This window comes from Agreia sp. Leaf283, assembly GCF_001422485.1.
GTDB lineage: Bacteria > Actinomycetota > Actinomycetes > Actinomycetales > Microbacteriaceae > Agreia.
The window spans coordinates 211,462-234,144 of record NZ_LMNF01000003.1 but is presented as its reverse complement, the minus strand read 5'-3'; the positions used below and the strand labels follow the sequence as shown (position 1 = coordinate 234,144).

The 22,683-nt window shown below is 69.5% G+C and carries 23 protein-coding genes and 1 pseudogene; 11 read left to right on the top strand and 13 right to left on the bottom strand.

Annotated features, from left to right (window positions below; all coding sequences use genetic code 11):
* Positions 1-6: 6 nt before the first annotated feature.
* Positions 7-579: a DinB family protein gene (locus ASF51_RS14765; protein ID WP_055931461.1), complete on the top strand. Its 573-nt coding sequence runs from the start codon at positions 7-9 to the stop codon at positions 577-579.
* Here ASF51_RS14765 and ASF51_RS14760 read toward each other — a convergent pair.
* The 7 genes and pseudogenes from ASF51_RS14760 to ASF51_RS14730 all read right to left on the bottom strand — a co-directional run bounded on the left by ASF51_RS14760 (position 576) and on the right by ASF51_RS14730 (position 5,174).
* Positions 576-815 (bottom strand): MoaD/ThiS family protein, encoded by a 240-nt coding sequence (locus tag ASF51_RS14760; RefSeq protein ID WP_055931458.1) that lies wholly within the window; start codon positions 813-815, stop codon positions 576-578. The two genes, ASF51_RS14765 and ASF51_RS14760, sit on opposite strands and share 4 nt — an antisense overlap.
* A 1-nt stretch (position 816) precedes the next feature.
* Positions 817-1,902 carry a GTP 3',8-cyclase MoaA gene (gene moaA, locus ASF51_RS14755; RefSeq protein WP_082480093.1) on the bottom strand — a complete coding sequence of 362 codons (1,086 nt, stop codon included), beginning with the start codon at positions 1,900-1,902 and terminating at the stop codon, positions 817-819.
* A gap of 144 nt (positions 1,903-2,046) precedes the next feature.
* A pseudogene (locus ASF51_RS14750) lies at positions 2,047-2,736 on the bottom strand (sulfate/molybdate ABC transporter ATP-binding protein); the annotation flags it as partial.
* Complete coding sequence (locus tag ASF51_RS14745) at positions 2,733-3,578, bottom strand: ABC transporter permease (RefSeq protein ID WP_082480090.1); 846 nt, start codon at positions 3,576-3,578, stop codon at positions 2,733-2,735. The gene ASF51_RS14745 and the pseudogene ASF51_RS14750, both read right to left, overlap by 4 nt.
* A complete protein-coding gene (gene modA / locus ASF51_RS14740; protein ID WP_055931444.1) occupies positions 3,578-4,390 on the bottom strand; it encodes a molybdate ABC transporter substrate-binding protein in 813 nt (270 codons plus the stop codon). Before modA ends, ASF51_RS14745 begins: the two co-directional genes overlap by 1 nt.
* Positions 4,387-4,791, bottom strand: a complete 405-nt coding sequence (locus ASF51_RS14735) for a molybdopterin-binding protein (RefSeq protein WP_055931441.1) — start codon at positions 4,789-4,791, stop codon at positions 4,387-4,389. Before ASF51_RS14735 ends, modA begins: the two co-directional genes overlap by 4 nt.
* A 41-nt stretch (positions 4,792-4,832) precedes the next feature.
* Entirely contained in the window at positions 4,833-5,174 is a 342-nt protein-coding gene (locus tag ASF51_RS14730; protein WP_055931438.1) for a hypothetical protein, read from the bottom strand.
* A gap of 157 nt (positions 5,175-5,331) precedes the next feature.
* On the opposite strand from ASF51_RS14730, the gene glp reads away from it, so the two are divergent.
* The 4 genes from glp to ASF51_RS19440 are packed head-to-tail and all read left to right on the top strand — an operon-like array spanning position 5,332 to position 8,131.
* The gene (glp, locus tag ASF51_RS14725) at positions 5,332-6,642 is read left to right on the top strand and encodes a gephyrin-like molybdotransferase Glp (protein ID WP_055931435.1); all 1,311 of its coding nucleotides are present in this window, start codon (positions 5,332-5,334) and stop codon (positions 6,640-6,642) included.
* Positions 6,635-7,114 (top strand): cyclic pyranopterin monophosphate synthase MoaC, encoded by a 480-nt coding sequence (gene moaC, locus ASF51_RS14720; protein WP_055931432.1) that lies wholly within the window; start codon positions 6,635-6,637, stop codon positions 7,112-7,114. The genes glp and moaC overlap by 8 nt, the downstream gene beginning before the upstream one ends.
* A complete protein-coding gene (locus ASF51_RS19445; protein WP_055931427.1) occupies positions 7,111-7,632 on the top strand; it encodes a molybdenum cofactor biosynthesis protein B in 522 nt (173 codons plus the stop codon). The genes moaC and ASF51_RS19445 overlap by 4 nt, the downstream gene beginning before the upstream one ends.
* Entirely contained in the window at positions 7,622-8,131 is a 510-nt protein-coding gene (locus ASF51_RS19440; RefSeq protein ID WP_157412180.1) for a molybdenum cofactor biosynthesis protein MoaE, read from the top strand. Before ASF51_RS19445 ends, ASF51_RS19440 begins: the two co-directional genes overlap by 11 nt.
* 39 nt (positions 8,132-8,170) lie before the next feature.
* On the opposite strand, the gene ASF51_RS14705 is transcribed toward ASF51_RS19440, so the two are convergent.
* Positions 8,171-8,488, bottom strand: coding sequence for a hypothetical protein (locus ASF51_RS14705; protein WP_157412179.1), 318 nt, complete (start codon positions 8,486-8,488; stop codon positions 8,171-8,173).
* 346 nt (positions 8,489-8,834) lie between these two features.
* Between ASF51_RS14705 and ASF51_RS14700 the strand changes: the two genes are divergently transcribed.
* The 3 genes from ASF51_RS14700 (at position 8,835) to ASF51_RS14690 (ending at position 13,921) form a co-directional block, all read left to right on the top strand.
* Positions 8,835-10,181, top strand: coding sequence for an HNH endonuclease signature motif containing protein (locus ASF51_RS14700; RefSeq protein ID WP_162236966.1), 1,347 nt, complete (start codon positions 8,835-8,837; stop codon positions 10,179-10,181).
* 87 nt (positions 10,182-10,268) lie between these two features.
* On the top strand, positions 10,269-11,090 hold the full coding sequence (locus ASF51_RS14695) for an FAD binding domain-containing protein (protein ID WP_055931418.1): 822 nt from the start codon (positions 10,269-10,271) through the stop codon (positions 11,088-11,090).
* Entirely contained in the window at positions 11,087-13,921 is a 2,835-nt protein-coding gene (locus ASF51_RS14690; RefSeq protein ID WP_055931415.1) for a molybdopterin-dependent oxidoreductase, read from the top strand. The genes ASF51_RS14695 and ASF51_RS14690 overlap by 4 nt, the downstream gene beginning before the upstream one ends.
* 59 nt (positions 13,922-13,980) lie before the next feature.
* Here the strand turns inward: ASF51_RS14690 and ASF51_RS14685 are convergent, their stop codons facing one another.
* On the bottom strand, positions 13,981-14,982 hold the full coding sequence (locus ASF51_RS14685; RefSeq protein ID WP_235497271.1) for a zinc-binding dehydrogenase: 1,002 nt from the start codon (positions 14,980-14,982) through the stop codon (positions 13,981-13,983).
* 100 nt (positions 14,983-15,082) lie between these two features.
* On the opposite strand from ASF51_RS14685, the gene ASF51_RS14680 reads away from it, so the two are divergent.
* Both ASF51_RS14680 and ASF51_RS14675 read left to right on the top strand, forming a co-directional pair.
* Positions 15,083-16,798 carry an IlvD/Edd family dehydratase gene (locus ASF51_RS14680; RefSeq protein ID WP_055931409.1) on the top strand — a complete coding sequence of 572 codons (1,716 nt, stop codon included), beginning with the start codon at positions 15,083-15,085 and terminating at the stop codon, positions 16,796-16,798.
* Positions 16,785-17,489, top strand: a complete 705-nt coding sequence (locus tag ASF51_RS14675) for an SDR family NAD(P)-dependent oxidoreductase (RefSeq protein WP_082480083.1) — start codon at positions 16,785-16,787, stop codon at positions 17,487-17,489. The genes ASF51_RS14680 and ASF51_RS14675 overlap by 14 nt, the downstream gene beginning before the upstream one ends.
* 24 nt (positions 17,490-17,513) lie before the next feature.
* On the opposite strand, the gene ASF51_RS14670 is transcribed toward ASF51_RS14675, so the two are convergent.
* Positions 17,514-18,878: an 8-oxoguanine deaminase gene (locus tag ASF51_RS14670; protein WP_055931406.1), complete on the bottom strand. Its 1,365-nt coding sequence runs from the start codon at positions 18,876-18,878 to the stop codon at positions 17,514-17,516.
* Positions 18,875-20,032, bottom strand: a complete 1,158-nt coding sequence (locus ASF51_RS14665) for an XdhC family protein (protein WP_055931403.1) — start codon at positions 20,030-20,032, stop codon at positions 18,875-18,877. The genes ASF51_RS14670 and ASF51_RS14665 overlap by 4 nt, the downstream gene beginning before the upstream one ends.
* An 88-nt stretch (positions 20,033-20,120) precedes the next feature.
* On the opposite strand from ASF51_RS14665, the gene ASF51_RS14660 reads away from it, so the two are divergent.
* Positions 20,121-21,437 carry an amidohydrolase family protein gene (locus ASF51_RS14660; RefSeq protein WP_055931401.1) on the top strand — a complete coding sequence of 439 codons (1,317 nt, stop codon included), beginning with the start codon at positions 20,121-20,123 and terminating at the stop codon, positions 21,435-21,437.
* On the opposite strand, the gene ASF51_RS14655 is transcribed toward ASF51_RS14660, so the two are convergent.
* Together ASF51_RS14655 and ASF51_RS14650 are read right to left on the bottom strand one after the other, a co-directional pair.
* Entirely contained in the window at positions 21,406-22,194 is a 789-nt protein-coding gene (locus ASF51_RS14655) for a creatininase family protein (protein ID WP_055931398.1), read from the bottom strand. The genes ASF51_RS14660 and ASF51_RS14655 overlap by 32 nt on opposite strands.
* Positions 22,194-22,670 (bottom strand): cupin domain-containing protein, encoded by a 477-nt coding sequence (locus ASF51_RS14650; RefSeq protein WP_055931395.1) that lies wholly within the window; start codon positions 22,668-22,670, stop codon positions 22,194-22,196. The genes ASF51_RS14655 and ASF51_RS14650 overlap by 1 nt, the downstream gene beginning before the upstream one ends.
* Positions 22,671-22,683 lie beyond the last annotated feature (13 nt).

Here is a 22,683-nt window from a genome sequence, read left to right as displayed (position 1 = left end):
TCTCTCATGGATGACAAGGCGGTTCTGCACGGGTACCTGCAGCGGGCCAGAGACGGCCTGCTGCTGAAGGTCGAGGGGCTCAGCGACTACGACGCGCGTCGGCCGTTGACGCCCACGGCCACGAACCTGCTCGGCCTCGTCAAGCACGTGGCGAGCGTGCAGCTGGGCTACTTCGGTGAGACATTCGATCGGCCCGCCGATCGTGTGGTTCCGTGGCTTGCCGACGACGCCAAACCGGATGCCGACATGTGGGTTCCCGCCGCCGAGTCGCGCGCCGAGATCGTCGAGTTCCACCACTACTCCGCGGCGCACAGCGACGCGACCATCGAGGCGCTGAGCCTCGACGCCGTCGGCGAGGTTCCCTGGTGGCAGCCGGATCGCCGCCAGGTCACGCTGCATCAGATACTCGTGCACATGATCGCGGAGACCGCCCGGCATGCCGGACACGCCGACATCTTGCGGGAGACCCTCGATGGAGAGGTGGGCCTGCGCTCAGGCGACCCGAACATCCCCGGCCGCTCCCCCGACGAATGGGCCGCGTACCGCGCCCGAGTCGACGCAGAGGCCCGCCGAGCCTAGCCGCCGGCGAACGGGGGCAGCACGTCGAGGCGGTCGCCGTCGCGGAGGACGATGTCACGGTCGGTGGTGGTGACCTCGTTGAGGATGAATGAGCAGCGGGCGAACACCGCTCGCGGGTCGTCACCGAGCTCGTCGAGCAGGGCGCCGATCGTCTGCGCCTCGCCGATCTCCCTGGTCTCCTCGGCCACGCCCGTGGCGGCTTTGGCCGCGGCGAAGTACCTCACCTGCACCTGCATGTCAGCCGCCGATCGCGCTCATGGAACGAGCCGGCTGCTCGAACCCGGCCGCGTTGATGCCGTGACCGGACGGCTTCGCCCACATCGCCGCGCGCCAGAGATCGGCGATGGCAGAATCGGTCGCCCCGCCGCGAAGAGAACCGAGCAGATCGGTCTCGCCCTCGGAGAAGAGGCAGCTGCGGACGCCGCCCTCGGCGGTCACTCGCGTGCGGCGGCAGTCGTCGCAGAAGTTCTCGGTGACGCTGGCGATGATGCCGACCATGCCGAGGAGCGTGCCGGTCGGGTCGGACTTGTCGCGCACCTGGTACAGCTCTGCCGGGGCGCCGTCACGGGGAGCCTCGTCGGGCGTGAGCACGTAGCGCACCTCGAGCTTCTCGCGGATCTGCGCCGCCGTGATCATGCCGTCGCGGGTCCACGAGTGGTCGGCGTCCAAGGGCATCTGCTCGATGAAACGCAGCTGATGTCCGCCCGCGAGCGCCCACTCGAGCAGCTCGACGCCCTGGTCGTCGTTGATGCCCGGCATCAGCACCGCGTTGATCTTGGTGCGCTCCAGCCCCACGGTGCGCAGCTCGTCGATGCCCTCGAGCACCCGGTTGAGGAACGGGCGCCGCGTGATCGTAGCGAACGTCTCGGCGCAGATGGAGTCGAGCGACACGTTGACGCGATCGAGGCCCGCAGCGGCGAGCGCTACGGCACGACTCTTGAGACCGATCGCGTTGGTGGTCAGCGAGATCTCGGGTCGCGGCTCGAGAGCCGCGCAGTCCTCGATGATCTCGACGAGATCTTTGCGCAGCAGCGGCTCGCCGCCGGTGAAGCGGATCTGCCGCACGCCGAGCTCTTCCACCGCGATGCGCGCAAGCCGCGCGATCTCCTCGCGGGTGAGCAGCTTGGGGCCCGCGAGGAACGGTAGGCCCTCGGCCGGCATGCAGTAGGTGCAGCGCAGATTGCACTTGTCGGTCAGCGAGATGCGCAGATCGGTGGCCGTGCGCCCGAAGCGGTCGAGCAGGCCCGGCACGGCAGGGCGATCGGATGCCTGGGGCTGGCCCAGGCGGATCGGGATCGTCGGCATGCCGAGCATGATGCTCATTTCTCCAGCCTACGTCGTTCGCGGCGACGCGGACCGTGCGGCGGCCCCCGAGGTTCGCGAAAGATCAGAGGTTCGCCGAAAATGCGACGTTCGTCGAAGACGAGACGCTCAGATCGCGCCGAGCCCGAACGTGAGGAGTCGCGTGAACTCGGTGCGAGGGGTGAGGAGCACCTCGCGGGTCGGACCCTCCTCGACGATGCGCCCCTCGTCGAGAACGATCACCCGGTCGGCGAGCGCCAGTGCGTCGAGGGGGTCGTGGGTCACGATCACGACCGCGCGCTCGGCGAGAACCTCGGCCAGCAGGCGGCGCATCGCAGGGGCGACACCCGCGTCCAGGGCGCCGAACGGTTCGTCGAGCAGCAGCAGCCGCGGCTCCGTCGCGAGCGCCCTGGCCACCGCGACGCGTTGGGCCTGGCCACCCGAGAGCCGGCGCGGGCGCTGGTCGGCCAGCCCCGTGGCATCCACCCGGCGAAGCCATCGCTCGGCGATGCGTCGGGCCGCGGCCCGGTCTGCGCCCGCGCTGCGGGGGCCGAAGGCCACGTTGTCGCGCACGCTGAGGTGAGGAAAGAGAAGAGCCTCCTGAGCGAGGAGCGCGACGCCACGGGCGTGGGGCGCCACCCAGCTGTCGCGCTCGTCGCCTCCCGTCGACACGAGCGTCGTGCCGTCGAGGCGCACGTGGCCGGAATCGGGTCGCACAAGTCCCGACAGGACGTCGAGGAGGGTCGACTTGCCGGCGCCGTTCGGTCCGAGGACGGCCAGGGTCTCGCCCTCGCCGAGCGTGAAGCGCACGTCGAGCCGGCCGGGTTCGACGACCGCGCGAACGTCGAGGCTCATCGGATCTCCCTCCGTCCGTACGTGGCGACCATCACGATCACGGCCACCAGCACGAGCACGAGGGCGAGCGCCACCGCGGCCTCGGGATCGGTCTCGCGTTGCAGGTAGATCTCGAGCGGAAGGGTGCGGGTGACGCCCTCGAGACTGCCCGCGAACGTGAGCGTCGCCCCGAATTCGCCGAGCGCACGGGCGAACGCCAGGACGGCCCCGGTGACCAGCCCGGGGAGAACGAGCGGCAGGGTCACCCGGCGGAAGACGGTGCTCGGCGAGGCGCCCAGGGTGGATGCGACGGCCTCGTACCGCGACCCGGCCGCGCGCAGCGCGGCCTCGAGGCTGAGCACGAGGAACGGCAGGGCGACGAAGGTCTGCGCGAGCACGACCGCGACGGTGGAGAACGCGATAGTGACTCCGAGCACCTCGAGAGGCGCGCCGAGCAGACCGCGTCGACCGAAGGCGGCCAGCAAGGCGATGCCTCCGACCACCGGGGGCAGAACGAGGGGCAGCAGGATCAGGGCCCGCAAGATGCGCTTGCCGGGAAAGCTCGTGCGCGCGAGCACCAGGGCGAGGGGCACGCCGAGGATGACGCAGAGCGCGGTGCTCGCGACGGAGGTGCGCAGGCTGAGGGCGAGGGCAGCGAGCGACGACTCGCTCGTGATGAGCGAGCCGAAGTGTGCCCAGTCGACGCGCGTCGCCAGGCTGACGATCGGCACGACGATGAGCAGGGCGCCGACGACGGCGACAGCCGCCACCCAGGCGGGGATGCCGCCGAGGGTCGCGCGCCGGGATGCGCGCTGCCGGGATTCCGGGCGTCGGGATGCCGGCCGTCGGACGGTGTCAGGCACTAGGGCTTCGCGAAGCCCGCCGCAGCGAGGATCTTCTGGCCGTCTGCGCCGGTGACCAGGGTCGAGAATTCGGATGCGAGGTCGGGCAGTGTCGACGCGGCGACGACACCGATGGGGTACGTGTTCACGGCTCCGGAGGACTCGGGGAAGGTGACGCCCTCGACCGTGTCGCCCGCGGCCTCGACGTCTGTCACGTAGACGAGCCCGGCATCCGCCTCGCCCGACGAGACCTTGCCGAGCACGTCGGTCACGGCGGACTCCTCGCTCACCGGGGTGAGCGTGATGCCGGTGGCCTCTTCGATCTTCACCGTGGCGGAGCCGCAGGGAACCTGCGCGGCGCAGATGACGACCTTTGCATCGGGCTTGGCCAGGTCCTGGAAGGACGTGATGCCCTGGGGGTTGCCCGGTGGAACCGCGATCTCGAGGGTGTTGCTTGCGAAGAGTTCTGGCGTGCCGTCGATGAGGCCCGCGTCGGTGAGCTTCGCCATGTTCTTCTCGTCGGCGAACGCCACGACGTCGGCCGGCGCGCCCTCGGTGACCTGCGACACCAGGTCGGCGGAGCCCGCGAAATTCAGTGAGACGGTCACTCCGGGGTGCGACTCTTCGAACTCGGTGGCCAGCTCGGTGAACGTGTCTTTCAGCGAGGCTGCGGCGAAGACGGTGAGGGTCTGCTCGACGACGGGAGTTGCGCTCGTCTCGCTTGGCGACTCCGTGGATCCGTTCCCTGAGCCTGTCGAAGGGGACGCGCACCCAGCCAGCAACGTCGCGGCACCGGCGAGAGCGAGCGCGGCGAGAAAGGGTCGTCTGATCACGAGGCGCTCCGAGATGCCTCGACGATGACGTTGGTCGACTTGATCACGGCCACGGCCACGGATCCGGGCTTGAGATCGAGATCGCGCACCGCCTCCGTGCTCATCAGCGAGACGACACGATGGGGGCCGCACTGCAGCTCGACCTGGCTCATCACGACGTCGCTCGTGACGCGCGTGACGAGACCGACGAAGCGGTTGCGGGCCGAGCTGTTCATGTCGGAGGGATCGGCGGGGTTGGCCGCATGCTCCTGCGCAAGACGCGCCAGGTCGACACCGTCGACCACCTTGCGCCCCGCCTCGTCGACGGATGCTTCGAGTGCGCCGTTGTCGATCCAGCGCCGCACAGTGTCGTCACTGACTCCAAGAAAGAGCGCGGCGTCTTTTATCCGTATCTGCGTCACAAATGAGAGCCTAGCTCCTCATTTGCGGTGATTAGCGACAGTTACGCCGCAGCCGCGATGATCAGCTGCGCCACCAGCACCAGAAGGACCGCTGCCCCGACCAGGACCGCAACGAGCGAGACACGATTCCTGACTCGCCGCAGGCCGACGATACCGAGCACGAGCGCGACCACAGCCGCGACCACGTTCAGAACGGATGCGATCACCGAGAACCCGAGGTACCACGCCGCGTCCTCGCTCGCGTCGCCCAGGGCCACGAGTGTGGCGACGACAAGGGCCACCGCCACGACGAGCCCGATCGAGGCGAGCACGGTGAACACGATGGTCACGACGCGCAACGGAGCGGGTAAGGGGCGAGCGGTCACGGGCACTGTGGGCGACATTCGATACTCCTCGTTGGCTGCGTACCGGTGAGCGAGTCGAGTGGACCGGGCGACGCTGTGCTCTCGACCATATGCGCAGCTCCGTGGCCCGGTCACCCCCGCGTTCGGGGCCTGTCTCGAACTATTCGGTCCCCCATCCACGCTCGTGGAAGAACCGATGAGCAAGAATGAGACCATGGCCTCGCTCTCGCTCGATCAGCACCGCGCCGCGGTAGAGGCGCTGCTCGCGCCTCTCTCGCAGGGGCGCGCAACAGAGTCGATCTCGCTCTCGGCCGCACGCATCGCCGGGGCCCCCGACGCCTACCGCCATCGCGTGCTGGCCGAAGACCTCGCCTCCCCCACCGACCTGCCGCCGTTCGACAACTCGCAGATGGACGGCTACGCCGTGCGTTCCGTCGAGTTGGCGGGTGCGACACCGGATGCGACGGTGCGGCTCCGCGTCGACCCCCAGATCAACGCGGGAGACACCATCTCGGAGTTGGAGCCGGGCACCGCCGCCCCGATCATGACGGGCGCGCCTCTGCCGACCGGCGCCGACGCCGTCGTTCCCATCGAGCGCGCGATTCCCGACCACTTCCGCCCGACGCTCGATGCCGATGGGAGCGCCGCATTGACGGTCGACTTCGCCGCCGTCCCCGACTCCGACGAGTTCGTGCGACGCCGCGGAAGCGACGTCGCCCGGGGCGAGTTGCTGCTGACGGCAGGCTCCGTTCTCGGCCCGGCGCAGCTCGGCGTGATCGCGGCGACCGGGCTCACGAAGATAGACGTGCTCCGGCGCATCCGGGTGCTGCTCGTCGCCACCGGTCACGAGATCCGCGAGCCCGGAACCCCGCTTCAGCCCGGCCAGATCTACGACTCGAACAGCGCCGTGCTGAGCCAGGCGCTCATCGAGTGCGGCTGCACCGTGGTCGCCTGGCCGTGCCGTTCCGACGACGCGGCAGACCTGCTGCGCATCATCGAGAAGGGCGCCCCCACGGCCGACCTCGTGATCACCGTCGGAGGCGTCAGCGCCGGCGCCCGAGAGGTCGTGCGCGACGCTCTGGGCCCGCTCGGCGTCGAGTTCTCGCACGTGGCCATGCAACCCGGCGGACCGCAGGGCCTGGGTCTCGTCAAGGCGGCCGGCCATGCAGACGGCATCCCGGTGGTCACGTTCCCGGGCAACCCGGTGAGCGCCCTCGTGTCGTTCGAGATCTTCGTGCGCCCCCTCCTGCGCCGCCTCGCCGGCTTCGCCCGAACCGAACGCGAGACCCTGCGGCTGCCGTTGGTCGAGGCCGTCGAGTCGCCGGCCGGCAAGCATCAGGTGCGCCGCGCATCCATCGACCCCGACGGGCGCGTGCGCCTCGTGGGCGGCCCGAGCTCGCACCTCCTTCATTCCTACGCGGCCTCGACCGCGCTTGTTCACCTGCCGGTCGGACTCGGCCATGCCGATGTCGGCGACCCGGTCGACGTCTGGAGAATCGATGACTGACGAACCCGCCCTCACCCACGTGCGCGCCGATGGCGCCGTGCTGATGGTCGACGTGACCGACAAGGCCGAGACGTCGAGGCGCGCGAGCGCCGTCGCCACGGTCATCACCCGCCCCGATGTGCTCGAGCTCCTGCTCGCGGGCGAACTGCCGAAGGGCGAGGCGCTCGCGGTGTCGCGGGTCGCGGGGATCATGGCGGCCAAGCAGACGTCGTCGCTCATCCCGCTATGCCATCCGCTGCCCCTGTCGGGCGCCACGATCGACTTCGCACCCCACGACGACCGCATCGTGATCACGGCCACCGTGAAGACGCGCGGCGTGACGGGGGTCGAGATGGAGGCGCTCACCGCGGCCTCCGTGGCCGCCCTGACCCTCTACGACATGATCAAGGCGGTCGACAAGCACGTGGTGATCACCGACATCCACGTCACGGCGAAGTCCGGCGGCAAGTCGGGCGACTGGGTCGCCGAATGACGGTCGACGCAGGCGAATCCGACAGCAGCAGCGATCGCACGCGCACAGCCTGTGTCATCGTGGCCTCGACGCGGGCCGCGACGGGCGTCTACGACGACCGCACCGGCCCTGTGATCGCCGAGTGGCTGCGCAGTCGCGGGTGGGCAGAGCCCTTGGTGCAGGTGGTTCCGGATGGCGAGGAGGTCGCCGCCGCGCTCCAGGATGCCGTCGCGTCAGGTGTCGATCTCGTCGTGACGACGGGCGGAACGGGCGTGAACCCGAGCGATCGCACGCCCGAGGCCACACTCCCGCTGCTCGATCGCGAGCTGCCGGGGGTCATGGAGGCGATCCGCCTGCGAGGTTCCGCGTCGACGCCCCTCGCTGCCTTGTCGAGAGGGCACGCGGGCATCGCCCGTGGAACGACGTTCGTCGTCAACCTGCCGGGGTCGACGGGGGGCGTGAAAGACGGACTGGCCGTTCTGGACGACCTGCTCGACCATGTGATCGATCAGCTGCACGGAGGAGATCATGAGCGCTGAGTCTGTGGGGGCTGCTTCGGCTTCGTCTGCGGCTGCCGCTGCCGCTGCGGCTGCCGCCTTCGGCGAGTCCGCGCCGGCGGTCGTCGCGTTCGCCCGCGTCACCGATGAGGTCGTGTCGGTCGACGAGTGCGTGGCCGCGGTCGAGAACGATCACGCGGGTGCCGTCGTGACGTTCGCCGGCGTGGTGCGCGACCACGACGAGGGCAAGGGCGTCACCTGGCTGCGGTACTCCGCGCATCCGACGGCCGACGCCGTTCTGCGCGAGGTCGTCGCCGAGGTCGCCCTCGCGCATCCGGGAACGACCATCGCCGCGGCCCATCGGGTGGGCGACCTCGCGATCACCGACGTCGCTCTCGCGTGCGCCGTCGCCTCGGCGCACCGGGGCACGGCTTTCGCCGCATGTGCCGAGCTGGTCGACGAGATCAAGGCGCGCGTTCCGATCTGGAAGGAACAGGGATTCACCGACGGCTCGACGGAGTGGGTGGCCGCGCTCGGGTGACTCCCGGGCGCTGGTCGCCCGCGTCACGATCGTGGGTGCTCAGGCCACCTTGTTCGTGTCGGCGCGTTGTCGTGAAGAAGATGGCCCGAACCATCTCCACAGGGGGCGAGCCGTGACGACGATGAGCACCGCGAACAGGCTTTGACTGATGACGCCGAAGTAGGAGAGTCCGCCGACGACAGCGAAGACGGTCCAGTTCACGGCGATGTCGGCGATGATCACGGCGTTTCCGAGCACGACGCCGGAGCGTCGTCGACAGATGATCAGCAGAGCGGTGGCCGGATCCAGGATCGTCAGTGTCACCCAGAACAGCCGGACGCCCAGAGGGAAGCCGCTGTAGGCGTCCACTCCGCCCATGATCAGATCCGCCGTGTGAGTGGTCGTTCCAACGAGGAACCCGATCACCCACATGGCCTGAAACACTCTGAGCGCTCGTGCTGTTAAGGCGAGAGCAATCATCCGCTCATGGTACTGAGCCGCCGGGGTGCGATCAGAGAGTTGGCCAACCACACGAGCTACGTCACGCAATTCGACGCATCGAACACTTGTTCTATTAATAGTCGAATGGTAGTCTATACTCATGGAAGCCGTATTCGATGAACTGCGAGCCCTTGAGACTCGGCTTTCGACCATGTGCGCTTCCGTGAACCTCTCGGGCGCGTCCGGCGACGAGCTGAAAACTCTCATGCGTCTTGCCTCGGTGGTGAAGAATGCAACCGACCGGGTTCTCGCGCTGGGAGCAGCGGAGATCCATCAGCGTTCACGTCGCGAACTCGGGCCCGCAGGCATGGCGAAGGCCGAGGGGCACGTCAATCCGCAGAACATGATCGCCCTGCTCACCGGATGCTCGAGGTCAGAGGCGAAGAAGCTCGACGGGCTCGGCAGATCGATCATGCAGGCGGTTCCTCTTCCACGACCGAACGAGGCTTCCGACGCGTCTGATGACTCGCCGGTCACGCCGCCGTGGCATGCCGCGATCAGCGCTCGAATGATCGCCGGCGAGATAACGCCTGATCGATTCGAAGCGCTCCACTCGGGCCTGGGAGAGCCGACCGCGCAGGTGTCGGCTGCAGACCTCGCGGCCGCCGCGCAACAGGTTCTGTCGTTTCTTCATCCCGAAGACCTGCCAGAAACCGTCTACCGAGACTCCCGTGCGGCCCGTGCCCTTATCGACCGTGAAGGAGTGGCCGAGAGGGAGAACGAGCAGTACACACGGCAACAGGCGAAGGTCTGGCGCGACCGCGAAGGCATGGTGCACCTCAGCGCCGTCTTCGCCCCCGAAGACGGAACGTTCGTCAAGAGCGCCCTCGACCTCCTCCTCGGGCCACGGATCGGTGGTCCGCGTCTCGCCGACAAGAAAGCCATGGCCCAGTCGCAACTGGTGCAAGACGACCCGCGCACAATCGAGCAGCTCACCGCCGGCGCGCTTGTCGCGCTCGTCAGGGCCGGAGCAGCCGTGGAGCACGGCGCTGTTCTCGCGAAGAAGCGCCCCGCAGTCCAGATCGTCGTCACCGCCTCCGAATTGACCAGGCCCGATGGCGATGGCATCGCGTTCATCGAGGGCACCGGCATTGCCGTCACCATGAAGACGGTCGATCGACTGGTCTGCGACACGGGCTACCAGCCCGTCGTCATCTCCGCCGACGGATCACCCCTCGATCTCGGTCGCGAACATCGACTTTTTCAGCCTGCTCAACGCCTCGCTCTGAACGCGGTCCAGGGCGGATGCGTATGGCCCGGTTGCGAGAAACCGCCATCGTTCTGCGAGATTCACCACATCGAGCACTGGCATACAGGAGGGAAGACCGACATCCACGACGGTGTGCTTCTCTGCAAACACCACCATCTGCTCCTGCACTCGAACGGGTGGAGGATCCACCGAGACGCGTCCTCCGCCGACGACCGGTACGAGAACCGGTACTGGCTCACTCCCCCTCGATCGGCCGATCCACGACAACGGCCTCGGCGATTGCGATTCTCCGGTGCCGTGCGGCACAACCCCTCTCTCAGCGCAGGCGCAGCCCATGCCGTGAAACGCAGGCGGGCATGAACTCCGGCGCGGTTTACACGCTCGACACATGTGTGAGGTGTACTGGAGGACAGCACCACAGCAATCCTTCGGTACGAGGAGACGTACATGGACCTCAACACCGTGACCCGGGTCATTCCCGCTCGAACACGCACCGATCTCAGCAGCCTCGGCGGCGGAGCCGTCCCGCTCGCGGGGGGAAGCGTGCTGTTCGCCGAGCCGAACCCGAGCATCCACACCCTCGTCGATCTGCAGACCTTCGAGTGGCAGCCGTTCATGGTCACCGACGAGGGGCTCGAGGTCGCTGCGACCACGACGCTGACCCAGCTCTCCACGCTGCCCGACGACCACGGATGGCAGGCGCATCCGCTCTTCCGCCAGTGCTGCACGGCCCTGTTCGGCTCGTTCAAGGTCTGGAACGTCGCCACCATCGGCGGCAACATCTGCACGGCCCTGCCGGCCGGTCCCATGACCTCGCTCTTCAGCGCGCTCGACGCGCAGGCGCTCATCTGGAAGGCCGACGGCAGCGACCAGCGCGTTCCGGTGAGCGAACTCGTCACAGGCAACACCACGACCGCGCTGGAGCCCGGCGACGTGCTGCGATCGCTGCACGTTCCCGCCCGATCGCTCGACTCCGTCACCGCGTATCGCAAGATCGCCCTCTCGGCGCTCGGCCGCAGCGGCGCGGTCGTCATCGGCCGCCTCGACCCCGTCGACAGCAATTTCGTGCTCACTGTCTCGGCGGCCACCGTGCGACCGGAGCAGCTGCGCTTCGCCGCCCTGCCCACGGCATCCGAGCTGCACGCGGCGATCGAAGGCATCGACAGCTGGTTCACGGATGCGCACGGCGCGGCCGATTGGCGGCTCGCCGTGAGCGGCGTGCTGGCCGAGCAGATCCGGGTCGAACTCTCCGAGGGAGCCAAACGATGACGTTCACCATCAACGGCGAGGCGTTCGACTCCGAACCCCGCGCCGGCCAGAGCCTGCGCACCTTCATCCGCGACCACGAGCACTTCGAGGTCAAGAAGGGCTGCGACACCGGCGACTGCGGCGCCTGCTCGGTGCTCGTCGACGGCACGCCCGTGCACTCCTGCGTCTATCCGGCGTTCCGGGTCGAGGGCAAAGACGTGACCACGGCCGCCGGGCTCGGCCTGCCCGGCGAGCTCTCGCCCGTGCAGCAGAAGTTCGTCGACCATGCGGCGTTCCAGTGCGGGTTCTGCACCGCCGGCATGGTCGTCACCGCGTCGACCTTCGACGACGACGACATGGCCGACCTGCCCCGCCTGCTCAAGGGCAACCTCTGCCGCTGCACCGGCTACCGCGCCATCGACGAGGCCATCGACCACGTTCACACCGACTCGTGCGGCGTCGAACTCGAGCCGGATGCGCGCGCGGCGGGCACCCTGCTTCCCGAGTCGCGCACGACCCCCGTGATCAAGACCCGGCCGCGGGCAGCCGGTGCCGACACTCCGCTGATCGAGGTGCCATCCATCGAGGCGCCGGCGACCGGCGCGCCCATCGGAACCTCGGTCGGCGCACCCGCCGGCGAACGGGTGGTCAGCGGCCAGGAGCCCTTCACCCTCGACGTCGCGATCCCCGGGCTGCTGCACCTCGTCGTTCTGAAGTCGCCGCACGCGCACGCGCGCATCACGGCGATCGACACGACGCGCGCATCAGCCCTGCCCGGAGTGCACGCCGTGCTGACGCACGAGCACTCCCCCCAGACCCTGTTCTCGACCGCGCGCCACGAGTCCCGGCTCGACGACCCCGACGACACTCTCATCCTCGATCACGTCGTGCGCTACCGGGGCCAACGCATCGCCGCCGTCGTGGCCGAATCCGTCGGCATCGCCGAAGCCGCGGCGCGTCTCATCGAGGTCGACTACGAGGTGCTGCCGGCCGTCTTCGACCCGCACCTGTCGACGCTCGACGGGGCGCCGAGCATCCACGGCGACAAGAACGGAACGACGTCGCGCATCGTCGACCCCCAGCACAATCTGGTGGCCGAACTGCACGGCGAATACGGAGACGTGGCGCAGGGGCTCGCCGATGCCGTGCACACCGTGAGCGGCACCTGGCAGACCCAGCGCGTGGCGCACACGCACCTCGAGACCCACGCCACGATCGGATGGATCGACGAGGCCGACAGGCTGGTGCTGCGCACGAGCTCGCAGGTGCCGTTTCTCGTGCAGACCGAGATCTGCAGGCTCTTCGACCGCGACCCGTCGACCGTTCGCGTCTTCACGGCACGAGTCGGGGGCGGCTTCGGCGGCAAGCAGGAGATCCTCACGGAAGACATCGTGAGCCTCGCCGTTCTCGCAACGGGGCGCCCCGTGCAGTACGAGTTCACCCGCGAAGACGAGTTCACGCTCTCGCCCACTCGGCACCCGATGGAGGTGCAGGTCACGCTCGGCGCCGACACCGCCGGCCTCCTCACCGCGATGAAGGTCGAGCTGCTCTCCGACACCGGTGCCTACGGCAACCACGGCCCGGGCACCATGTACCACTCGTGCTCCGAGTCGATCAGCCTCTACAACGCCCCGAACAAGCGGGTGGATGCCCGATGCGTCTATACGAACAACGTTCCGTCGGGCGCCTTCCGCGGCTACGGCCTGGGGCAGGTGATCTTCGCGATCGAATCCGCGCTCGACGAGCTCGCCCGGGTGACGGGCATCGACCCGTTCGAGCTGCGCAGGCTCAACTCCGTCACCGCCACCGACCCCCTGATCGTCACGCACGTCGAAGGCGACGACCTGATCCTGGGCGGCTACGGGCTCGACCAGTGCCTCGACCTGGCCGAGCAGGCGCTCGCCCGAGGCAACTCCGCGGTTGCACCGACGGGTGCCGACTGGCGGGTGGGTCAGGGAATGGCCTCGTCGATGATCGCCACGATGCCCCCGCGCGGTCACTTCTCCGAGGTCACCGTCACCGCGGATGCCGACGGCGGCTTCACGATCGGCGTCGGCACGGCGGAGTTCGGAAACGGCACGACCACGGTGCACACCCAGCTCGCCGCCACGGCGCTGTCGACGACGCCCTCGCGCATCCGGGTGAAGCAGAGCGATACCGACGCCGCCCGTTACGACACGGGCGCGTTCGGGTCTGCGGGAACGGTCGTCGCGGGCAAGGCGGTGCTCGCCGCGGCGCAGGCTCTCGCGCGCCAGCTGCGGCAACTCGCGGCCGACCACACCGAGACCGCACCCGACGACTGGACCCTCGACGACGGCGCGCTCTCATCAGGCGATCGCCGGCTCCCAATCTCCGAGCTCGTCGCACCCGAGGGACTCACCGCCACGGCCAACGAAGACGGGGCGCGACGCTCGATCGCGTTCAACGTGCACGCGTTCCGCGTCGCCGTAAACACGCTCACCGGCGAGGTGCTGATTCTGCAGTCGATCCAGACTGCCGATGCCGGATTCGTGCTGAACCCCGCCCAGCTGCGAGGCCAGATCGAGGGCGGCGTGGCGCAGGCCATCGGGTCCTCGCTCTACGAAGAGATCATCAACGACGGCGAGGGAACAGTGCTCACGACCGTGCTGCGCAACTACCACATCCCCCAGCTCTCCGACCTGCCCGTCACCGAGGTCTACTTCGCCGATACCCGCGACCCGTTGGGCCCGTTCGGCGCCAAGTCGATGAGCGAGGCACCCTACAACCCCGTGGCCCCGGCCCTCGCGAACGCCGTCACCGACGCGATCGGTCGTCGACCCACGGAGCTGCCCATGTCGCGCGACCGCATCTGGCGCCTGCTGCAGAACTAGCGGCTGTGCACTGAGCGGCGCCTGCACTCAGCGGCGCCTGCACTCAGCGGTGCCTGCACTCACCGGCGCGGGTCGACGTGCAGCTTTGGGCCGTCGCCGGCTCCGTGCGGGCGGTGTCCGGCCAGCACCGCGCCCACCTCGCCGAGTCCGACCGTGGCCGCTACGAGCGGGCTCGGGTCGACGGCACCGGAGGCGTACAGCTCGATCGTTCCCGCCAGCCCGGGTGATGCGCTCAGGATGCCGACGGCCGTCACATCCTTCAACGCGAGCGTTCGCGTGTCGATGAGACTCGGTACGCCCGCCAGTCCGATGTACACCACCCGCTTCGCCGGCTCGACGAGCTCCAACGCCCGAGCGGGGAGTGTCGGCGCATTCGAGGCGTCGATCACGGCGTCGAACGGCAGATCGGGCAGGGTCTCATCGGTCCAGACGCCCGTGAAGCCGAGCGAACGCGCACCATCGAGTGAGCGGGGCTCGCGACCGAGCAGATGCACCTCGGCACCGTGGGCACGGGCGATCAGGGCGACGAGGAGTCCGATGGTTCCCGGCCCCAGAACGAGCAGGCGGTCTCCGGGCGACAGGGCCGCGGCGCGCACCGCTCGCAGCGCGTTGCCCCCGGGCTCCACGAGCGCCCCGAGCGTCGCGTCGACCGAATCCGGCAGCCGATGCAGCGACGAGACGGGCACCACGAGCTGCTCCGCGAGCGCACCGGCGAAGCCTCCGCGGATGCCCACTTCGAAGCGGTTCGCGCACACGTGCTGGTCGCCGCGATCGCACCGCCGGCAGGCGCCGCAGCCGAGCATCGTGTCTCCCGTGACGCGCCGGCCGAGCCAGGCATCGGCATCCACCCCGGCCCCCACCGACGCGACCGTGCCCGCCCACTCGTGGCCCAGGCGCAACGGAAAGGCGGCGTGGCCGGAGTGCAGATACTCCATGTCGCCGGTGAAGAATTCGACGTCGGTGCCGCAGACGCCGACGCGCTCCACGTCGATCACCGCCTGGCCTGCCGCGGCTACGGGCGCGTCGACCTCGACCACAGCCGACTCGCCGGGGGCCGTCACGACGAACGCCCTCACGGCGTGGCGCCCGCGTCGACGTTGACTGTAGTGTGCATCGTGTAGGCCAGTGTAGGCAGGCACCGACTCGAGCGGAAGCAATCGAATGTCAGAGCGACGAAGCTCCGAATGGTACGAGGGAACCGACCGCAACTCCTATATCCACAGGGCATGGATGCGGAGGGGGCTGCCCGAGAACGCGTTCGACGGCCGACCGCACATCGCGATCGCCAACAGCGCGTCCGACCTCACCCCGTGCAACTCCCACCTCGACGAGGTGGCCGAGAGCGTCAAGCAGGGCATCTACGAGGCCGGCGGCATTCCGCTCAACCTGCCCGTGGTCTCCCTCGGTGAGACCCAGGTGCGACCCACCGCGATGCTGTGGCGCAACATGGCCGCGATGGCCACAGAGGAGATGCTCCGCGCCAACCCGATCGATGGCGTGGTGCTGCTCGGTGGCTGCGACAAGACGATCCCCTCGCTGCTGATGGCTGCTGCATCGGTCGATATCCCCGCTCTCGTGGTGCCTGGCGGGCCCATGCTCACCGGCACCTTCCAAGGCGTGGCGCTGGGCTGCGGAACCGACGTCTGGCGACTCAGCGAGGAGGTGCGCGCGGGCACGCTCTCGGAGAAGGAGTTCCTTAAGTCCGAGTCGTCGATGATCCGCAGTCGGGGTCACTGCAACACGATGGGCACCGCCTCGACGATGGCGCTCGTCGCGGAGGCCCTGGGCACGGTGCTTCCCGGCGTCGCCGGCACCCCCGCCGCAGACAGCCGGCTGCTGGAGAACTCGCACGCGAGCGGCAGGCTCATCGTGGAGTTGATCGAGGCCGACCGACGCCCGAGCACGTTTCTCACGCGTGCCTCGTTCCACAACGCGATCGTGGCTCTGGCGGCGATCGGCGGGTCGACCAACGCGGTGGTGCACCTTCTCGCGATCGCCGGGCGACTGGGGATCGACCTCACTCTCGACGACTTCGACCGCATCGGCGCCGATGTTCCGCTGCTCGTGAATCTGCAGCCCGCCGGTCGATTCCTGATGGACGACTTCTTCCGCGCCGGAGGCTTTCAGGCTGTGCTGCGCGAGGTGCGCGACCTGCTCGATCCGACAGCGCTCACGGTCACGGGCCTCCCCCTGGTCGACCACCTCGACGAGGCGCGCATCTGGGACCCCGAGGTGATCACGCCCCGCGACACCCCGCTGATTCCGGATGCCGGCATCGCCGTCCTCCGCGGCAATCTCGCGCCCGGTGGTGCCATCATCAAACCGGCCGCCGCATCCCCGCACCTGCTGGTGCACCGCGGTCGGGCGGTGGTTTTCGACACCATCGAGGACATGCACGCGCGCATCGACGACCCCCTCCTCGAGGTCGACGCCGACAGCGTGCTCGTTCTGCGCGGCTGCGGGCCGAGGGGCTACCCGGGAATGCCCGAGGTGGCCAACATGCCCCTTCCCAAGAAGCTGCTCGAGCAGGGCGTGCGCGACATGGTGCGCATCTGCGACGGCCGCATGAGCGGCACCGCCTACGGAACCGTGGTGTTGCACGTGACGCCGGAGGCCGCGGCCGGCGGCCCCCTCGGCATCGTGGAGACCGGCGACTGGATCGTTCTCGACGTGCCCGCCAGGCGGCTGACCCTCGACGTGACCCAGGAACAGCTCGACGCGCGCCGGCCCAACGCCGCCACCGTCGCCGGGTTCGCGAACCCGCAGCGTGGCTGGGAGCGCCTCTACGTCGAGCACGTCACCCAGGCCGACACGGGTGCCGACCTCGACTTCCTGCAAGGCTCATCCGGATCGAAGGTGTCTCGTGAATCGCACTGACCAGGCCAGCCAGCCGCGCCGCCGGGCGTTCGTGACCGGTGGGGCGAGCGGACTGGGCGCGGCATCCGCCCATCGCCTCGCCGACGACGGCATCGAGGTGATCACGGCAGACCTCGCCCCGGGCGCCGACGTCGTGCTCGATGTGTCCGACCCGGCTGCGGTCGCGCGCGTGGCCGGCGACGTCGGGCCCATCGACATCCTCGTGAACTGCGCGGGAATCGTGGGACCGAACAAGCCGATCTGGGAGGTCTCCGACGACGAATGGCAAGCCGTCTTCGCGGTGAATGTGACCGGCACGTTCAACGCCTGTCGCGCGTTCGTGCCCGGGATGCGCGAGCGCGGCTGGGGTCGCATCGTGAACTTCGCGAGCATGGCGGGCAAGGACGGCAACCCGAACCTGGGCGTGTATTCCGCGTCGAAGGCCGCGGTCATCGGCCTCACGAAGTCGCTCGGCAAGGAGCTGGCGACCTCGGGCGTGCTGGTCAACGCCGTGGCCCCCGCCGTGTTCGAGACGCCGATGAATCAGCACAACACTCCCGAGGTGCTCGAGTACATGACGAACCTCATCCCCATGAAGCGCCTCGGCAGGCCGTCGGAGCTCGCCGAACTCGTGGCGTGGCTCGTCTCCGACAAGGTCAGCTTCTCCACCGGCGCCGTCTACGACATCAGCGGAGGCCGCGCCACGTACTGACCCCGGCAGGGCGACGGTCGCCGGTCAGCGCGACCGAAGGCGAGCGGATGCCGTGGCCACGTCGCGCGCGACGTCGGCCTCGCGCAGGCGGGTCAGTTCTCCCTCGCGCACGACGGCCGAACCGTTCACGAGCAGCAGCGCCAGCGGCGGCTGAGCGCCGAGGGTGAGGGCGGCCACCGGGTCGGCGATGCCGGCGTGCTCGATCCCGTCGACCTTCCACAGGGCCAGGTCGGCGAGCTTGCCCACCTCGATCGAACCGATCTCCCGTTCTCGGCCGAGCACCCGGGCGCCGCCCATGGTGGCGAGGCGCAGCCCCGCGCGACCCGACATCCCGTCGGCGCCCGCGCGGAGCCTGTTCATGAGCACCGCCATACGGATCTCGGTGCCGAGCTGGCCGGATTCGTTCGATGCCGAGCCGTCGACGCCGAGACCGACAGGCACACCGGCGGCGAGCAGCTGCGGCACCGGCGCGATGCCGGCGGCGAGGCGCGCGTTAGACGAGGGGCAGTGCGCGACGCCCGTTCCCGTCGCCGCGAACCGCGCGATCGCCGAGTCGTCGAGGTGCACGCAGTGCGCCATCCACACGTCGTCGCCGAGCCAGCCGAGGTCGTCGAGGTACTCGGTGGGCGTGCGGCCGAACTTCTCGGCGCAGAAGGCGTCCTCCTCGACCGTCTCCGACCCGTGGGTGTGCAGTCGAACGCCGAGCGAGCGGGCGAGCACGGCCGACTCCCTCAGCAGATCCGAGGTCACCGAGAACGGCGAGCAGGGCGCGAGGGCGATCTGCGTCATGGCATCGCGGGAGGGGTCGTGGAAACGGGATACCGCGTCGATGCTGGCATCGAGGATCGCCGACGTCGTCTCGACGGCGAAGTCGGGCGGCAGCCCTCCCTGGCTTCGGCCGAGGTCCATCGACCCCCGGGTCGCATGCAGGCGGATTCCGAGCCTGCCGGCAGCGTCGACGATCGCGCCCAGGATGTCGCCGGAGTTCTGCGGGAACACGTAGTGGTGATCGGCAAGGGTGGTGCATCCCGATCGAGCGGCCACGGCCATGCCGCCGAGAGCGCCGGCCGCCACGACCTCGGCGTCGATCTTCGACCACATCGGGTAGAGCGCGGTCAGCCAGTCGAAGAGGATCGAATCCTGGGCGATGCCTCGGGTGAGCCACTGGTAGAGGTGGTGGTGCGTGTTGATGAGGCCCGGAGTGAGCAGGTGCCCGCGTGCGTCGATGCGCGTCACCGGCCCCTCTGTCGCCCACTGCGGCGCAGCACCGGGGCCGACCGCGACGATGTCGGTGCCGTCGATCACCACGTGACCGGAGACGTGCTCTGTGTCGGCGGCGTCGACCGTGGCGATGTAGGCGCCCTCGATCACGGTGCGCGCGCCGGTCACGGCCGGGCCGCCCCGGTCGAGACCGTTGAAGCCGACTCGGTGCGGGCCGCTTCGGTGCGATGGATGGGCCCGGTCTGCGTGCGCAGCGACACCCCGGCCGAGCCGGTTCGACTTGCGATCACCTCGGCGAGGATCGACACCGCGGTCTCCTGCGGTGTGCTGCCGCCCAGGTCGAGACCGATCGGCGAGTGCAGGCGCCCGAGCTCGGCCGCGCTCAGACCCGCGTCTTCGAGAGCCCTGACGCGACGTTCGTGCGTCGTGCGCGACGCCATCGCCCCCACGTACGCCACGGGCAGTCCAAGAGCCAGAGACAGCAAGGGGATGTCGAACTTCTCGTCGTGGGTGAGCACGCAGATCACGGTTCGCTCGTCGACTGGGGTGGTGCGCAAGTATTCCGAGGGCCACGCGACGACGACCTCGTCGGCCGAGGGGAAGCGCTGCGACGTGGCGAACAGCGGCCGCGCGTCGCATACCGTCACGTGGTAACCGAGAAGGCTGCTGGCGTCGGCGAGCGCGGCCGAGAAGTCGACGGCGCCGAAGATGATCATGCGGGGGGCCGTCGCCGCCACGACGAACAGCACCCGCAGCGGCTCGCCGTCGCATTCGATGTCGACGGTGCCCGAGAGGCCGGACGACACCCGCGCCGTGAGTTCGTGCAGGATGCGCTGCGCGGTGGCGAGATCGAGCCCGTCGCGTTCGACCTCGGTCGCCGAGGCCGTCGCGGCGATCACGGTTCCCACCGCTGCGCCGGCGACCACCACGGCGATGCCCGCGGGGCGCCGGTCGCGGGTGGCCTTGAGCTCGTGCACGACCCGGTCGCCGAGCCGCCCACGAGCGCCCGACATAGCGATCTCGTGCACGAACACCTCGATGCGTCCGCCGCAGCTGAGGCCGGCGGCGAAGGCGTCTCCGTCGGTGAAGCCGAACTCGGCGAGAACGGGCTCGCCCGTCTCGAGCACGCCTTCGGCCGCCTGGTAGACGGCGCCTTCCACGCACCCGCCCGAGATGCTGCCGAGCACGCGCCCTCGGTCGTCGACGGCCATCGAGGTGCCGAGGGCCCGCGGGGCCGAGCCATCCACGGTGGTGACGGTCGCGACGGCGAGACGGCGGCCCTCGCCGAGAGCCTCGAGCAGGTCGTCTGCGATGTCGAGCATGGGAGCGTCTCTTTCGGCGAGGAGGGCGGTGGAGAGGCCTCGTTGCGACTGCAACAATCCTGACACACGGAGGTGCTAGAACTGGTCAATGCTTCTCATCCGCAATGCCGTGACCACCCTCATCGACGAGACCCGCGAGAGCACCGCTGATCTGGCCCTGGTCGACGGGTTCGTCGTCTCCGACGCGATCGCGGCGACGAGCGAGAGCGACGAGACCGAGGTGCTGGATGCATCCGGTTGCGTCGTGACGCCGGGTCTCGTCAACGCGCATCATCACCTGCTGCAAAGCGCATTCAGAACGCTTCCGGGCACGCGCGGTGTCGTGATGAGCGAGTGGCTGAAGACGATGGCGGCAGCCTATGGCGCGGTCGGCATCGACCCAGAACTCGCGCGCACGGCGGGGCTCGTGGGTGTCGCCGAGGGGCTGCTCTCGGGCGTCACCACCGTGGCCGACCACCACCTCACGTGGCCTGAGGGGTGCGACGACGTGGGTATCGCTCGCGCCACCGCGTCGGCGGCCGCCGAGCTGGGCGGGCGCCTGGTCTTCGTGCGCGGCTCCGCCCGCGACGACCCCGAGCAGGCCGCCCTCTCGGCAGAACGCATCGTCGCCGATCTGGTGGCCAACGCCGAGGGCGGCGTCTCGAACGACGGGATGCTGCAGCTCGCCGTCGGGCCGGCCGGGGTGCACAGCGACAGCGAGCAGACGTTCCGCCTTCTCGGCGAGGTCGCCGAGCGGCACGGGCTGCGCCGCAGGACGCAGGCCAACGAGCAGGTCGACGTGGCGATCGCCCTCGAGAAGTACGGCCGCCGACCGATCGAGCTGCTCGACGAGTGGGGCTGGCTCGCGCCGGACGTCACGATCGCCCATCTCTGCGCCGTCACGCCCGAGGAGATCGCCCGACTCGCATCCACCGGCGTCACGGCGACGCACGCGCCCGGCTGCGATCTGCCGATGGGCTGGGGAATCGCGCCCGTCGCCGCCCTGCGCGCCGCGGGTATCCCGGTGGGCCTCGGCACGAGCGGGGGTGGCAGCAACGACGCCGGACACCTGCTCGCAGACGCGCGCCTGGCCATGCAGGTCGCGCCTCTCGTCGGCCCGGCCCTGGCCGCGCGCGAGGTGCTCGGCATGGCGACCGAGGGTTCCGCACGGGGGCTGGGCCGAGACGAACTGGGCCACCTGCGCCACGGCGCCGCCGCAGACCTGTGCGTCTGGGACGTGTCGGGGGTCGCCGACGCGGGGGTCGCCGATCCCGTCGCCGGCCTGCTCTGGGCGAATCCCGGCCGCCGGCCGAAGCACGTCGTCGTGGCAGGCCGCGTGGTCGTGCGCGACTACGAGCTCGTCGACCACGACCAGCGCGAGCTGGCCTCGCGGCTCAGCGCAGTTCTGGCCACTCGAACCGCTTGATCTCGAGCAGCGCCTCCGAGAGGGCGCCGCTCCAGTGGCCGAGCACGCGCGCACCGAGCTCAGGGCTCGCGCGCCGCGGGTCGCCGATCACGCCATTCGTCGACACGTCGTTCGTGAGCCACGCCGTGGGAACGGCCCCCTCGAGAGTCAGGTGGGTGAAGCCCGCGAACAGGCTCCCCAGTGCCACGCCGTCGGCGGCCGCCACGTCGAGATCGACGAGGCTCTCGTCGATCGCCATCACCACAGAGGTCTCCGACTGCCCGCCGTGAATGCTGAAGCCCTCGTCGTCCCAGGTCATGCCCTCGGGCTCGCCGAGGTGCATGGCGCTCACGGGAAAGACCTGCAGGCCGGTGGCCGCCCGGATGTCTCGCGACACCATCTCGAGCAGCTGCGGCTGGCCGCCGTGCGCGTTCACGAACACCAGCTTGCGGAAGCCCGAGGCGGCGACCGATTCGCCGACGTCGAGCAGCAGGGAGATGAGGGTCGAGGCGCTGAGGGTCATGGTGCCCACGCGGCCCGCGTGCTCGTTCGACTTGCCGTAGCGCAGCGTCGGCAGGATCCACACGTTGGAGTCGTCGGGCAGGCCGGCGACCGCGCGCGCCGCGACCGTCTCGGCCACCAGCGCATCCGTGTCGAGCGGCAGGTGCGGGCCGTGCTGCTCGAAGGCGCCGATCGGCTGGATGACGACAGCGTCGGTCATATCGATCGCCGCGACCCGCGTGGTCGACAGGCGGGCGAGCAGGGGCCTATGCGGCATCAGGCGGGGCCGGCGAGCGCGCGGAGGCTCGCGAAGAGCACGGCCTTGTCGGAGTCCTCGAACTCGACCTCTCCGCCGCTCTTCACGAGGTGCTCGAACCCGGTCGTCGCGCCGAGCTCCTGAGATCCCAGGTCGTTCGCCATGATCGTGACGGCGTAGAGGCGCTCCGTCTCGGAGGTGTTCTTGATGTGGTGCACCGAGCCGCTGGGCAGGATGAGCACGTCGCCCGCGGCGACCTTCACCGAGTGCTCGTCGCTGAAGGCCTCGCCCTCTCCCTCGAGGAACACGAAGATCTCGACGGAGTCGGGGTGGGAGTTGTCCGGCTGCACGCCCGACGGGTCCCAGATCTCGAAGAAGACGCTCGCGGGAGAGTCGTCGTCGGGGCCGGCGAGCGGCACGAGGCGCACGGTGTCGCCAGGGGTGATGCGGTGGGCCTTCAGATCGCTGAGGTGCTTGAGGATGGGTGCGGCGGCCATGGGGCTCTCCTGT